We start from the raw sequence: 13,640 nt of genomic DNA, 5'->3' as shown, positions 1-13,640 counted from the left end.
ACCCCAGGAGGCACAGATGAGTTGCCCGGTCGACCACGGAAGCCACTCCCGGAGCACCGGCCACGCCGACAGCGTCGCCCTGGACCCGTTCGTCCGGGACCTGGACGGGGAGGGCGCCGCCCTGCGTGCGGCGGGCCCGCTGGCCCGGGTCGTCCTGCCGGGCGGGGTGCCCTGCTACGCGGTGACCCGGCACGCGGAGGCCAGGCAGCTGCTCACCGATGCCCGGCTGGTGAAGGACATCAACGTCTGGGGCGCCTGGCAGCGCGGTGAGATCCCGCTGGACTGGCCGCTGATCGGGCTGGCCAACCCGGGCCGCTCGATGCTGACGGCCGACGGCGCCGAGCACCGCAGGCTCCGTACGCTCGTCGCGCAGGCGCTGACCGTGCGCCGGGTGGAGCGGCTGCGCGCCGGGATCGAGAAGCTCACCGCCGGGATGCTGGACCGGCTGGCGGAGGTGCCGGCCGGCGAAACGGTCGACCTGAAGGCGGAGTTCGCGTACCCGCTGCCGATGAACGTGGTCAGCGAGCTGATGGGGGTCGACCCGGTCGACCACCCCCGGCTGAAGACCCTCTTCGAGAAGTTCTTCTCGACGCAGACACCTCCGGACGAGGTCCCGCAGATGATGGCGGACCTCGGCGCGCTCTTCTCGAAGATCGTCGAGTCGAAGCGGGCCCGTCCGGGCGACGACCTGACGAGTGCGCTGATCGCCGCGTCCGAGGACGGCGACCACCTCACGACGGAGGAGATCACCAACACCCTCCAGCTGATGATCGCCGCAGGCCACGAGACGACGATCAGCCTCATCGTGAACGCGGTCGTCGCCCTCCAGGCCCACCCCGAGCAGCGCCGGATGGTGCTCGCGGGCGAGGTCCCCTGGGAGAACGTCATCGAGGAGACGCTGCGCTGGTCGACGCCGACCTCGCACGTCCTGATCCGCTTCGCGTCGGAGGACATCGAGGTGGGCGGTGCGGTGCTGCCGAAGGGCGAGGGCCTGATCGTCTCGTTCGGCGCGATCGGCCGCGACGAACAGGCGCACGGTCCGACGGCCGGGGACTTCGACATCACCCGCACCCCGAACCGCCACATCTCCTTCGGCCACGGCCCGCACGTCTGCCCCGGGGCCGCGCTCTCGCGTCTCGAAGCGGGCGTCGCACTGCCCGCGCTCTTCAACCGCTTCCCCGAACTCCACCTGGCGGTCCCGGCCACGGAACTGCGCAACAAGCCGGTGGTCACCCAGAACGACCTCTTCGACCTGCCGGTGAAACTCGGCGCCTGAACGACGCGTTCCGCCCCCGGGGCAGCCGATCCCGGGGGCCGGGCCGGCCGGCCAGGAGATCTCCCTCCCGGCCCGGAGACCTCCGTCACACACCGTGCCGTCCGTCTCACCGGCCGGACCCGCTGTCCGTGAACGCCCGGAACCGGCTACGCTCCGGCTCGTGGCTGAGATCCGGATTCCCGCTGACATCAAGCCCGCCGACGGCCGTTTCGGCGCGGGCCCCTCCAAGGTGCGTACCGAGGCGCTGGACGCCCTCGCCGCCACCGGCACTTCCCTGATGGGCACCTCCCACCGCCAGGCCCCGGTGAAGAACCTGGTCGGTGCGGTACGCACAGGCGTACGCGACCTCTTCCAGCTCCCCGACGGCTATGAGGTGATCCTGGGCAACGGAGGCTCCACCGCCTTCTGGGACATCGCGACCCACGGACTCATCGAGTCCAAGTCGCAGCACCTCAACTTCGGCGAGTTCTCGTCCAAGTTCGCCAAGGCGTCGAAGCTCGCCCCGTGGCTGGCCGAGCCGACCGTCATCGCCTCCGACCCGGGCACCCACCCGGAGCCGAAGGCCGAAGCGGGCGTGGACGTGTACGCGCTGACGCACAACGAGACGTCGACCGGTGTCGCCGCGCCGGTCAAGCGCGTCACCGGCGCCGATGAGGGCTCCCTCGTGCTGGTGGACGCCACGTCGGGCGCGGGCGGCCTGCCGGTCGACATCACCGAGACCGACGTCTACTACTTCGCCCCGCAGAAGTCCTTCGCCTCCGACGGCGGCCTGTGGATCGGCGTGTTCTCCCCGGCGGCGCTGGAGCGCGCGGCGCGTATCCACGCCTCGGGCCGGCACATCCCGGAGTTCTTCAGCCTGCCGACGGCGATCGACAACTCGCTGAAGAACCAGACGTACAACACCCCGGCCCTCGCCACGCTGTTCCTGCTCAACGAGCAGCTGACCTGGATGAACACCCAGGGTGGCCTGGACTGGACGGTCGGCCGCACGGCGGCGTCCGCTCGCGCCCTGTACGGCTGGGCCGAGCAGTCCAAGTACGCGACCCCGTTCGTCACCGACCCGGCGAAGCGCTCGCAGGTCATCGGGACCATCGACTTCGCGGACGAGATCGACGCGACGGCCGTCGCGAAGGCGCTCCGCGCCAACGGCATCGTGGACACCGAGCCGTACCGCAAGCTGGGCCGCAACCAGCTGCGGGTGGCGATGTTCCCGGCGGTCGACCCGAAGGACATCGAGGCGCTGACGGCCTGCATCGACTACGTGATCGAGCAGCTCTAGATCTCCGCCCCGCACGGCCCGTACGAGAGGGCCCCGGCAGCCGCCACCCGGTTGTCAGGGCCCTCCGCCGCACCGGCGGTGCCCCGGCGCCCGGGGTTCACGCTCCGTCGATCAGCCGCTGGAGCGCAGGGCCGCAGAGGTCGGCGAGCCGTTCGGGGGTGGCCAGTTCGCCCGCGCCCGGCCGGTGCAGGCTGAGCGCCGCACCGATCCCGAGCAGCTGGCCGGCGATCAGCTCGGCGCGCAGTTCGCGCTCGTCGCCGGTGAGGCGCGCGGCCAGCCGGGAGGTGACCTGCTCACGGAACCGCTCCTTGAGCAGGGAGCGTTCGTCCCGGTTGCCGAGCGAGAAGACCACTCGCAGCAACGGATCGGCCCCCCGTTCGCGGCGGCTGCGTACGAGAGCGAGCACCAGGTGCCGGCCGAGCGAACCGAGGGGAGCGTCGAACAGCTCATCGGCGGCCGACCCGAAGTCGGCGACCGTGTTGAACAGCTCCTCCTTCGTACCGAACCGCTTCACGATCAGCGAGGCGCTCACGCCTGCGTCGGCCGCGATGCCGCGCATGGTCACCTCGGCGTACGGACGCTGGGTGAACGCACGCCGGGCGGCCAGCAGAATCGCGTCACGCCCGGTCCCGCCGGAGCCGGTGGTCTCCGTACCGCCGACGGTCATGCATCCTCCTGGACCAGCACGTTCGGACCTCGCTCCCCGACCGTACCGGCCGCGTCGACCCGGTTGTCCGAACCGGCCGCGTCGACCGGGCCGGCCGCATCAGCCGCACCGACCGGGCCGGCCGGGTCCGCCGCTCCGGCCGGGCGCCCCGGAATACAGAGCGTGACGACCAGCGCGGCGAGCGCGGCGCCCGCGGCGATCAGGAAGACCAGCAGATACGCGTGGAGCGTGGGGACGGTGTGGCCGCCGACCCGGAAGGTGACGTTGGCCAGCACGGCGGCCACCACGGCGCTGCAGAAGGCCTGACCGACCGAGCGCATCAGGGTGTTGAGCCCGTTGGCGGCTCCGGTCTCGCTCACCGGGACCGCGCGCATCACGAGCGAGGGCAGCGCGGAGTAGGCGAGGGCGGTGCCGGACGCGACGACCGTGGCCCCCACGATGATCAGCCACAGGCTGTGGCTGGTGAAGAAGCGCACCAGATACCCGGCGGCCAGCACACCCGATGCGATCGCGAGCGTGACCCTGGGCCCGTAACGGGCGGAGATGCGCGCGGAGACCGGGGAGAGCGCCACCATCGAGAGCCCGCCCGGCAGCAGACAGAGCCCGCCGACGACGATGGAGGCGCCGAGACCGTACCCGGTGCTCTTCGGTTCCTGCACCATCTGGGCGGTGGACAGGGAGTTGGCGTAGAAGGCGAAGCCGATGAGCAGCGCGGCGATGTTGGCGAAGAGCACCGCGGGGCGGGCGGAGACCCGCAGGTCGACCATGGGCGACGCGACCCGCAGCTCGTACCACCCCCACACCAGACCGATCACGACGGCCGCGGCGAACAGCCCGACGACCCGGGCCGACCCCCAGCCCCACTCGCCGCCCTGCGTAGTGGCGAGCAGCAGACAGACCAGCGCACCGCTCAGCCCGACCGTCCCCAGTGCGTCGAACCGTCCGCGCGCACGCAGCGGCGACTCCGGTACGACGGCGAGCACCAGCACGATGTCCAGTACCCCGAGCCCGGCCGAAGCCCAGAACATGGTGTGCCAGTCGGAGTGTTCGATGACGAGGGCGGCGACCGGAAGCCCCACGGCGGCGCCGATCCCCAGCGTGGAACTCATCAGCGCGACGGACGAGAGCACCCGGGCGGGCGGCAGCTCGTCCCGCATGATGCTGATGCCCAGCGGTACGACGGCGAGCGCGGCCCCCTGGAGCGCGCGCCCGGCGATGAGCACCCCGATCTGCGAACTGACCGCGCAGAGCACGGATCCGACCACCAGCACCCCCAGCGCGGCGACCAGCACCCGCCGCTTCCCGTACATGTCCCCGACCCGCCCCAGGACGGGCGTACAGACGGCCCCGGTCAGCAGCGTCACGGTGACGAGCCAGCTGGCGGCGGACGGGGTGGCCCCGGTGAGCGCCGGAATGTGCGGCAGCAGTGGCACGACGAGCGTCTGCATGACGGCGACGACGACCCCGCAGAAGGCGAGGACACCCACGAACATCCGGGGGTGGGGCGCTTCTCCGGCCTCGCCGGGTGCGCTGGATCCGGTGGCCGCGGGGGCTTCGGGTCTGGGTATGGCTGGGGACATGACCGGCTCTCCGTGGGAGGCAAGGGGGTGCACAAGTGTTCACCCCAGGGTAAACGCTTGTGCACCCCTACCGAAACGCCGGCTTGTAGCGTGCGGCGCGGGTCGGCCCGATACGTACGATCTGCCTGCCCGGTGACTGCTTCCCGGCGGCTTCGGGCCCTCGGGGTCCCCACCGCATAAACTGAGGGGCTGGAGGGCCGGCCCCGAAGCGCCGCACAGCGCCCACCACCGCACCGCCCCCACCCACCGCAGAGCGCACCCGTCCCACACCCCGGAGACCCGCCCCGTGCCCGACGACATACGGTCCCGCCCGCAGTCGCGGCTGAGCGGCGACTGTGCGAACTGCTTCGGGCTGTGCTGTGTCGCCCTCCCCTTCACCGCGTCCGCCGACTTCGCGGTCAGCAAGGACGCGGGCCGGCCCTGCACCAACCTCCGGTCCGACTTCCGGTGCGGGATCCACAACCGGCTGCGGGGCAGCGGGTTCCAGGGCTGCACGGTGTACGACTGCTTCGGCGCCGGCCAGCAGGTCTCGCAGGTCACCTTCGGCGGCCGGGACTGGCGGCAGGAGCCGGATTCGGCGCAGCGGATGTTCGCCGCGTTCCCGGTCGTACGGCAGCTCCACGAACTGCTCTGGTACCTGACCGAGGCCCTCACCCTCGCGCCCGCCGCCCCGGTCCACCCCGAGCTGCGCGGTCTCCTCGAAGCCACCGGGGCGCTGGCCCGGCTCGGGCCGGACGGACTGGCCGCCCTGGACGTCGGTGCGCACCGGGGGAAGGTCAACGAACTGCTGCTCCGCACCAGCGAGCTGGTCCGCGCGACGGCGCACCAGGAGGACGGGCCGCAGAAGAACAAGCGGCGCAAGCGCCCGGCCCGGAAGGACCACCGGGGCGCGGACCTCATGGGCGCCCGTCTCCGGGGCGCGGATCTGCGCGGGGCGACGCTGCGTGGGGCCTATCTGATAGCCGCCGACCTGACGGGCGCCGACCTCCGCCTGGCCGACCTCATCGGCGCCGACCTCCGCGACGCGAACCTCTCCGGCGCCGACCTCACCGGCTCCTTCTTCCTCACCCAGCCCCAGCTGAACGCGGCCCGGGGCGACACGACGACCCGGCTGCCCCCGTCACTGACCAGACCGGAGCACTGGGGCGCGAAGCCGGAGTGACGAGGGCGCGCAGGGAGCGGGCCACCGGCAACCCGTACCCCGCCCTCACTCGTACGGGCGACTGTTTCGCAAGCCCGCCCGGTCGGCCGACCCGGCCTACGATGATGTTCTCGACACCAGCCACCAGGAGGCCCTCATGTCTGCCGCAGCAGTCGAGCACCCCTGTGACGGCGAGCCGCCGACCCTGCTCGAAGAGGCCGACCTCCTCATGGAGCAGCTGCCCGGCTACCGCGTTGAGATCATCGGAGGCATCCTCACCGTGACCCCGCCCCCGGACGCCCCCCATGCGCGCGCACTGACCAAGATCATGCGTCCATTCATCGCAGCCAACCTGGACGACGGGGAGACCGAAGTGCTCCAGGGCGTAGGGGTATGGCTACCGACCGGCGCGGAAGACTTCGTCATTCCGGACCTCGCCGTGGTGGACGCAGATATCGACGCCCACGTCATCGCCCACAACTGCTACGACCCCGTCATCTTCCGTCTCGTCCTGGAAGTCACATCGACCAACTACAACCAGGACCTGCGCGCGAAGGTGTCCGTCTACGCGGAGGCCGACATCCCCGTGTACGTGATCGTGAACCGCAAGCACCAGCGTGTCCACGTCCTCACCGAGCCGGTCGGCAGTGACTACGCGAGCCACCAGATCTTCGCCGCCGGACAGCACGCCCCGCTCCCGGCCTCGATCGGCGGCGATGTCACGCTGGATGTCGCCGCGATCCTCCGGGCCGGAACGACCGTACGGGCCAAGGACTGAGACCCGGCGGGGCCACCGGCGTCACTTCCGTCCCCCGCCGAACAGCCGCCGCACCCCCATGAACAGCAGGAAGAGCACGGCGAAGACTCCGATGCCCCACGCCGTCGGAGAGCCGCCCGACCAGTCGGACCCCGTGTCCGACGAACTCCCGCCCCCGGCCGCCGACTTACCGCCGCCGGACCCCTTCGGTTTCTCCACCGGGAAGCGCAACACCCGGCTCTGCGCCCCCTCGGAGCCCATCATCAGCGCCGAGCCGTCCGGTGTGTACGTGACCGACTCGGCCTGCCCCTGGAAGGGCACGCCCAACTCGTGCTCGGTGCCGAGTCCGCCGCCCGGCTTCCAGTCGTACGACTCCGCTCCCAGATAGCCCCGCAGGGTCAGCTGCTTCCCGTCCGGCGAGAACGCGCCGTCCGTCACCCAGGGCACGTCGTCGATCCGCCGGAAGACGTTGGTCTTCGATGCGGACAGCTTCGCGGGCCCCACGTACAGCCCGCCCTTGGTCTGGTTCTTCGACGCGATGTAGACGCGGCCGGTCTTCGGGTGGACCATCAGCGCCTCCGCGTTGCGCGGCCCGTCGGCGTACTTGACGGTGAACTGCGTGGCCCGGACCGTCTCTTCCTTCTTCAGCTGCTTCGGCTCGGGGAAGCGGTAGATCCAGACGTGGTCCCAGGTTCCGTCCAGGTTGTCCCCGATGTCCCCGACGTAGATGTCGCCGTCCGGCCCGATCGATATCGCCTCGACGTCACGCGGCGCTCCGACCCCGCGCATCGTGACCCGGGACACGGTCTGCCCGGTCTTCGAGTCCACCGCGTAGACGTACGGGCCGTCGCTGCTGTCGTTGTGGGTCCAGTAGACACCGGGGTGGAGCCGGCTGGCGGCCAGGCCGCTGGACTCCGTGATCCGGGGATCCTTGATCGTGAACCCGCCGTCGTCCGCGGCTGCCGGCACGGCGGGGACAAGGGTGAGCAGGACGGTGGCCGCAGCCCCGGCGACGTACTGAAGCGAACGCATGCCCCCAAGACTGCCACCCCTGCACCGTCCGCGATGATGACGGGATGCGTCTGAGGATGATGTTCGTCGGTGACTCCATGACGATCGGCCGGGCCGGCGACTACACCTGGCGCTACCGCATGTGGCAGCACCTGGGTGAGGACTGCGAGATCGTCGGACCGCGCACCGCGCTGTACGAGTCGAGCACGGCTTACGCGGACCCCGCCTTCCCCGCCGAGGCCCGTCGTCATCTGTCGGGGTGGGGCGAGGGCTGGCAGCACATGGCTCCGCTGATCCGCGAGACGGTGACCGCGCACCGACCGGACCTGCTGCTCGTCTCCCTCGGCCTGATAGACCTCGGTTTCTACACGGACGCGGAACAGACCGCGCTCAACGCCCGCCACTTCCTGGCGGAGGCGCGTGAGGCGAATCCGCACATCCGCGTGGTGATGCTCCCGGTGATCCCGAACATCCGCGCCGAGACGGACGCACCGTTCGCCGCGGAGGTCGCCCACTTCAACGTCCTGCTGGCGAAGGCGATCGCGGACCTGGACGCCCCGCGCTCACCGCTTCTGCTGGCCTCGCGCCCCGAGACGTACGACATCCACACCGACACGTACGACGGCACCCACCCCAACCCGAGCGGCGAGCAAAAACTGGCGAACGCCTTCGCGGACGCACTGCACCAGGGGTGGGAGCTCGGCGGGCCGTTCGCCGCGTCACCCTTGGGAGCGATGGCGGAGACCCGACTTTCAAGCTAGTTTCAAAGTCATGGGCATCGATGGCGCCGCCGCAGCCGTGAACTTCTCCGAGCTGGTGAACAAGAACAAACAGACCCTTGCCCGCCTCAAGGAGTCGCCCCGCCTGCTGCTGCACCGCCGGGACGGCGAGGATCTGGTCCTGACCACGGCCGCCCGGGCCGAACAGGACCAGACCGTGGTGTCCGCAGCCACCCGGATGCTGGCAGCGATGGCGCAGCGCGAGCCGGGCAGTATGGAGCTGCTGCTCGACATACTGCCGGACGCGTTTCCCTGGGTTCACTTCCTGCCCGAGCCGGACGTCCACGCCTTCGCGGTCGAACTGGTCGACACGATGCGCGCAGCGGATTCGGTCGCCAACAACACATCGGTCGCTCAACTGCTCATCACCTGGCAGCACACGGCGGAAGTCCACTCCGACCCCGAGTTGCTCGCCGCACTCACCGCTGACCACGACGCGGACTACGGCGCGGCGCCCGACCCGCGAAAGACGGCATGACAGCGGGGCGCGGTGACCGTGCCGCACCCCCTGCTCCGGAGGGACACTGGGAAGTCCGGTTCGCCGACGCGGCCTCGGCCAAAGGCTGGGAGAGCCTCACTCAACAAGCCCGTGAGAACACCTACCGCGCCTGGATCATCATGCGCGCGGTCAGCGGTCAGCCGTCAGCGCTCGTGATTCACACCGTCAAGTCTCAGACCCCCGTGCTGCCGTCGATCCGCTCGCGGATGAGGTCGGCATGTCCGTCGTGCCGGGCGTACTCGCCGATCATATGGGTGTAGATCCATCGCAGGCTCACCTCGCCTCCCATGAACGGAGCGGTCTCGTCCAGGGACCGTGAGGCGCAGTTGGCGCGGCCCCGTTCGATCTCGTCCTCCCAGGTCTTCCGGGCCGTCTCGAACGATCCGTCCGCGGTGAGCGCGAACCCCCCGTCGTGCCCTCCCTGTTCGGCCTCGTCGGGGTGGATGGCCGGCACGTCCTCGCCGGTCAGTACCCGCCGGAACCAGTTCCGCTCGACCTCGGCCAGGTGCTGGACGAGCCCCAGCAGCGATACGGGAGAAGGCGGCACGGAGGCCGTACGCACCTGCTCCTCCGTGAGGCCTTCGCACTTCATGGCCAGCGTGGCCCGGTAGAAGTCGAGCCAGCTCTCCAAGTTCACACGCTCGTCCGCGTTCAGGGGCGGCATCGGCCGTTCGGTGTTCGTCATGGGCCCCAGCCTGCCATCCGGGTCTGACAGGCCGGTCCCACAGCCAGGTCCGGCAGCCCGGAAGCCGGGTCCGGCAGCCGGTCCGGCCGTGGGGCTGCCGACGGCCGGAACCCCACGGCCCGGCACCTACGGACGTGGGGTGGCCGCGCGGCAACTCCTCACTCCCCCGGCATCCGCGGGGCCTGCGGCAGGTCGGGTGGCGTCCCGGTGGTCCAGACCGGCGTGATGTCCAAGTGCGCGATGCGCCAGCCGTCCGGTGTGCGGCGCAGTCCGGCCCGGTAGACGCCACCGACCGTGAAGACGGGCTGGGCGTCCACCCCTCGGGCCTGCAGTGTGGAGTCGAGGTGGACATGCTTCATCAGCGCGTTCCACCTCGCCGTGGTCTCTCCCGAAACGGCGTCGGCCCGGACCAGGACGTCCGAGGACATGTGCTGCGTGCGGGCGTACCGCTCGATCGCCACCTGTGTCTGTCGCGCTACTTCGCCGCCCCGGGACGGGCCGAGCGGAGTCGCTGTCCGTACGTCGTCGGTGAAGAAGGCACGGGCCCAGCCCTCCGGGAACTCACGGTCGTCCAAGGTGGCGAAGTAGTGGCTGATGAGCGTACTGATTTCGAAGTGGTCCGCCTGACTCGTCATGGACCGATCCTGTCGCCTCAACTGCGCTTGAGGTCAAAGCCATGGGGCGCGCCCGTGTACGAAGTGGCCCGGGTACAAAGCGGCCCGGGTACAGAGCGGCCCGCGTACGAGATGGCCCGCGCCCGTGAGCCGTGCGCGGAATAATCATCCCGGGTTCAGCGCGAACTCACCGCGCACTCATACGCCGCCACACCATGGTGAGCAGAGCCCCGGGCGACCCGTCCCCGAACCGGCGCGCATGAGGTGGCCGGGGCGCATCCCGCGAGCTTTTCCGGTGTCGCTTCGGAGACAGAAGGCGGCCCGGCCTTCGCACCGAACCCATGTGCGGATAGTGTGAACAGAATGCGAGTTCACTGATTCAACTGTGAGGAAAGCATGGGGAAGGCCGAAGAGCGCAGCACTCTCTACCACGAGTTCCTCAGACTCGCGGGGCAGATCGAGCGGCTCCTGAACACCGACCCGGCGCAGACCAGCATGGACCCGGGGGAGCTGGTGCGCTGGAAGAACCTGCACAGCGACCCGGAGGCGAAGACCATCCTCCACCGCCGGGACTCCCTGCTGATGCCAGGCTCCATACCCCTCTCCGACACCCTCCGGGAGTGGAACGCCCACGCGAAGGAAGTCCTGCGGACCGCGCCCTCGCAGCCCCAGCAGCAGCGCTGATCACCTGCCGGGCGCGTCAGACCAGTCCTCCGGCGCCCGGATCGAGCCGGGCCGCGACCCGTTCCAGCCTCCGCTCCGTCCGGCGGGGGCCCCAGTACTGCGAAGTCGTGACCAGCAATCCGATCACCAGCCACCGCAGCACCGACCACACCGACCCGTGCGTGACGATCTGGATGACCATGTTGCCTCCGTAGACCATGATCAGCAGGGGGCCGAGCCAGCGGCGCAGCTTCCGCTGTCTGTCGAGCTGTCGGCGCTGCTCGCCCACCAGGCGGCGCATGGCTTCCCGGTCGGTCTCGTCGGCGGGGATCCGCTCCTTCCGTATCTCTCTCATGAGCGCTCGTAGCCGCTTCGGCTCGATGCCGACCCGGTCGGCCAAGCGGCGCTGCGCTTTCCGCACCCAGAGCGACACCGACGCCACCACCAGAGCCAGCAAGGCGACCCAGACAGCCACTTTCGCCCCTATCGGCCACCCCAGGGCCGCCACGGCGCCCGCGGCCACCCCGGCGAGCACCATCAGGCCCACCCCGCCGAGACCCCACCCCACCTGGTGCCGTCCGGATCCGGCCGGCGTTTCGGCTCGTACGGTCATGCCCCACCCCCTGTTGTCCGGGCGCCGTCACCCGTACGCCCGCCGGACCTCGCGTCTACCCCGCTTTCCACGGATGAGCGCAGGCCGACGGCCGACACGGAGCGGCGCCGGGCTCAACAGGCCCCCGAAAGCGCCGGGTTCGCGACGGACGGCTGCCCGCCTGGCGGTCGGGCGGGCAGGTCAGCCCGGCGCGTCGTCCCCGGACCGCCCCGCGCATCCTTGATTCGAGCGCACTCCAACGGGTTGGCTGAGCCTCATGAAGTACACGCAGCTTGGACGCACCGGACTCAAGGTCAGCCGACTGGTCCTCGGCACGATGAACTTCGGGCCGCAGACCACCGAGGCCGACAGCCACACGATCATGGATTCCGCGCTCGCCGCGGGCGTCAACTTCTTCGACACCGCCAATGTCTACGGCTGGGGCGAGAACAAGGGCCGCACCGAGGAGATCCTCGGCACCTGGTTCGCCCAGGGCGGCGGGCGGCGCGACAAGGTCGTACTCGCCACCAAGATGTACGGGAACATGGGCAGCGGCCCGGAGGCCTGGCCCAACCACGACAAGCTCTCGGCGGTCAACATCCGCCGCTCCGTCGAGGCTTCACTGAAGCGGCTCCAGACGGACCACATCGACCTGTACCAGTTCCACCACGTCGACCGGAACACCCCGTTCGAGGAGATCTGGCAGGCGATCGACGTCCTGGTCCAGCAGGGCAAGGTGCTCTACGCGGGCTCGTCGAACTTCCCTGGTTACAAGATCGCCCAGGCCAACGAACTGGCCGCCCGCCGCGGCTCGGTGGGGCTCGTCAGCGAGCAGTGCATCTACAACCTGATGGAGCGCCGCGCCGAGATGGAGGTCATCCCGGCCGCGCAGGAGTACGGCCTCGGGGTCATCCCGTGGTCGCCGCTGCACGGCGGACTGCTCGGCGGCGCGATCCGCAAGGAGCGGGACGGCGGCAGCGGGCGCAGCTCGACGGGCCGGTCGGCGGACGCGCTCGCCGATCAGACCGTACGGGCGAAGATCCAGGCGTACGAGGACCTGCTCGGCAAGCACGGTCTGGAGCCCGGCGAGGCCGGTCTGGCCTGGCTGCTGACCCGGCCGGGCGTCACGGGGCCGATCGTCGGCCCGCGCACATCGGAACAGCTGGATTCGGCGCTGCGCGCGATCGAACTCGAACTGCCGGAGTCCGTGGTGTCCGGGGTCGACGAGATCTTCCCAGGTCCTGGCCCGTCACCCGAGGCGTTCGCCTGGTAGGCACGGACGCGCATCCGTCCGGGCGGGCAGGTACGCACAGCCCGCACGCCCCCTGATGGGCACCGCGCACGCTCCCGGGCGGCCGCCGTCACTGTCCGACGGCGGCCGCCACGGCGACGACGACGAACAGCAGCACAAGCGCACCGGCCATGATCCGGTTCCTGGTTTTCGGGTCCACGCCAACGAGGTTACTTGCCGGGCCCCAGCGGCCAGGCGGCGACCACCTCGTACCGTGGCTGCCGCCCGCTGCGTACGAGGGCCGTCTCCCGCACGGTCCACGGGCTGCTCACGAAGCCGGCCAGGGTCTGCGCGTACGGATCGAGCGCGGTCCGGCCGTCGCCGCGGGCCAGGGTGAGATGCGGCACGTACGGGTGCTCACGCTCCACCGGTACGCCCGCCCCCACCGCCGCCTCCTCCACCGACGCGGCCAGCCGCCCCACCGCGTCCACATCGCCGGCGGCGCCCGCCCACAGCGACCTGTCCCCGAACCTGCCGCCACCTGCGACGCGCAACGTGAAGGGCGCGTGGCCCTGGGCGGCCCGCGCCAGCCGGGGTGCCAGGGCGGGGACCAGACCGTCGTCCACCTCGCCCAGGAAGGCGAGCGTGAAGTGCCAGCCGGGCCGTTCGGTCCAACGCAGGCGACCGGCGCCGGGCAGCGCCTGTGCCCGGTCGACCAGCGCCCCGAGCTGACGGGCCGCGTCGGGCGGGGGCAGCAGTGCCACGAAAAGCCTCATGGGGGCAGTCTCCCGGGCGACGGGCCCGGCCCCGTTCGTTCGTGGCGTGTCCCGGGCAGCCCCTCCCGGTTTCGTCGCCGCCCCCGCCTG

Annotated in this window: 15 protein-coding genes; 8 read left to right on the top strand and 7 right to left on the bottom strand. The window is 70.7% G+C overall.

All coding sequences use genetic code 11. The annotated features are described in order from the left end of the window. Window positions 1-16 precede the first annotated feature (16 nt). Window positions 17-1,276 (top strand): cytochrome P450 family protein, encoded by a 1,260-nt coding sequence (locus ACWGKJ_RS08480; RefSeq protein ID WP_385022481.1) that lies wholly within the window; start codon window positions 17-19, stop codon window positions 1,274-1,276. Window positions 1,277-1,436: 160 nt separating this feature from the next. After that, window positions 1,437-2,555 carry a phosphoserine transaminase gene (gene serC / locus ACWGKJ_RS08475; RefSeq protein WP_385022484.1) on the top strand — a complete coding sequence of 373 codons (1,119 nt, stop codon included), beginning with the start codon at window positions 1,437-1,439 and terminating at the stop codon, window positions 2,553-2,555. Between the two features lie 97 nt (window positions 2,556-2,652). Here serC and ACWGKJ_RS08470 read toward each other — a convergent pair whose 3' ends face one another. Both ACWGKJ_RS08470 and ACWGKJ_RS08465 read right to left on the bottom strand, forming a co-directional pair. Continuing rightward, window positions 2,653-3,222 carry a TetR/AcrR family transcriptional regulator gene (locus ACWGKJ_RS08470; protein ID WP_385022487.1) on the bottom strand — a complete coding sequence of 190 codons (570 nt, stop codon included), beginning with the start codon at window positions 3,220-3,222 and terminating at the stop codon, window positions 2,653-2,655. Next, window positions 3,219-4,802 (bottom strand): MFS transporter, encoded by a 1,584-nt coding sequence (locus ACWGKJ_RS08465; RefSeq protein WP_385022490.1) that lies wholly within the window; start codon window positions 4,800-4,802, stop codon window positions 3,219-3,221. Before ACWGKJ_RS08465 ends, ACWGKJ_RS08470 begins: the two co-directional genes overlap by 4 nt. 286 nt (window positions 4,803-5,088) lie before the next feature. Here ACWGKJ_RS08465 and ACWGKJ_RS08460 point away from each other — a divergent pair, with 286 nt between their 5' ends. Both ACWGKJ_RS08460 and ACWGKJ_RS08455 read left to right on the top strand, forming a co-directional pair. Beyond that, the gene (locus tag ACWGKJ_RS08460) at window positions 5,089-5,964 is read left to right on the top strand and encodes a pentapeptide repeat-containing protein (RefSeq protein ID WP_385022493.1); all 876 of its coding nucleotides are present in this window, start codon (window positions 5,089-5,091) and stop codon (window positions 5,962-5,964) included. Between the two features lie 136 nt (window positions 5,965-6,100). After that, window positions 6,101-6,721: a Uma2 family endonuclease gene (locus tag ACWGKJ_RS08455; protein ID WP_385022496.1), complete on the top strand. Its 621-nt coding sequence runs from the start codon at window positions 6,101-6,103 to the stop codon at window positions 6,719-6,721. 21 nt (window positions 6,722-6,742) lie between these two features. Here ACWGKJ_RS08455 and ACWGKJ_RS08450 read toward each other — a convergent pair whose 3' ends face one another. Next, window positions 6,743-7,732 carry a WD40 repeat domain-containing protein gene (locus ACWGKJ_RS08450; RefSeq protein ID WP_385022500.1) on the bottom strand — a complete coding sequence of 330 codons (990 nt, stop codon included), beginning with the start codon at window positions 7,730-7,732 and terminating at the stop codon, window positions 6,743-6,745. A 44-nt stretch (window positions 7,733-7,776) separates the two neighbouring features. On the opposite strand from ACWGKJ_RS08450, the gene ACWGKJ_RS08445 reads away from it, so the two are divergent. Beyond that, window positions 7,777-8,472, top strand: coding sequence for a GDSL-type esterase/lipase family protein (locus ACWGKJ_RS08445; protein ID WP_385022503.1), 696 nt, complete (start codon window positions 7,777-7,779; stop codon window positions 8,470-8,472). Window positions 8,473-8,482: 10 nt separating this feature from the next. Then, entirely contained in the window at window positions 8,483-8,968 is a 486-nt protein-coding gene (locus tag ACWGKJ_RS08440; protein ID WP_385022506.1) for a hypothetical protein, read from the top strand. A gap of 193 nt (window positions 8,969-9,161) precedes the next feature. Here the strand turns inward: ACWGKJ_RS08440 and ACWGKJ_RS08435 are convergent, their stop codons facing one another. Further along, a complete protein-coding gene (locus tag ACWGKJ_RS08435; protein WP_385022509.1) occupies window positions 9,162-9,674 on the bottom strand; it encodes a DinB family protein in 513 nt (170 codons plus the stop codon). 158 nt (window positions 9,675-9,832) lie between these two features. Further along, window positions 9,833-10,309: a nuclear transport factor 2 family protein gene (locus ACWGKJ_RS08430; RefSeq protein WP_385022512.1), complete on the bottom strand. Its 477-nt coding sequence runs from the start codon at window positions 10,307-10,309 to the stop codon at window positions 9,833-9,835. Between the two features lie 375 nt (window positions 10,310-10,684). Between ACWGKJ_RS08430 and ACWGKJ_RS08425 the strand changes: the two genes are divergently transcribed. Continuing rightward, window positions 10,685-10,972: a hypothetical protein gene (locus tag ACWGKJ_RS08425; protein ID WP_385022515.1), complete on the top strand. Its 288-nt coding sequence runs from the start codon at window positions 10,685-10,687 to the stop codon at window positions 10,970-10,972. Between the two features lie 16 nt (window positions 10,973-10,988). Here the strand turns inward: ACWGKJ_RS08425 and ACWGKJ_RS08420 are convergent, their stop codons facing one another. Next, window positions 10,989-11,564: a hypothetical protein gene (locus ACWGKJ_RS08420; RefSeq protein WP_385022518.1), complete on the bottom strand. Its 576-nt coding sequence runs from the start codon at window positions 11,562-11,564 to the stop codon at window positions 10,989-10,991. 256 nt (window positions 11,565-11,820) lie between these two features. On the opposite strand from ACWGKJ_RS08420, the gene ACWGKJ_RS08415 reads away from it, so the two are divergent. After that, window positions 11,821-12,816, top strand: coding sequence for an aldo/keto reductase (locus tag ACWGKJ_RS08415; RefSeq protein ID WP_385022521.1), 996 nt, complete (start codon window positions 11,821-11,823; stop codon window positions 12,814-12,816). Between the two features lie 188 nt (window positions 12,817-13,004). Here ACWGKJ_RS08415 and thpR read toward each other — a convergent pair whose 3' ends face one another. Then, complete coding sequence (gene thpR, locus ACWGKJ_RS08410) at window positions 13,005-13,550, bottom strand: RNA 2',3'-cyclic phosphodiesterase (RefSeq protein ID WP_385022524.1); 546 nt, start codon at window positions 13,548-13,550, stop codon at window positions 13,005-13,007. Between the last annotated feature and the right edge of the window lie 90 nt (window positions 13,551-13,640).

The organism is Streptomyces sp. NPDC054757 (genome assembly GCF_053612185.1).
The sequence above is the reverse complement of the archived record's forward strand: the minus strand, read 5'-3'. Positions and strand labels throughout refer to the sequence as shown.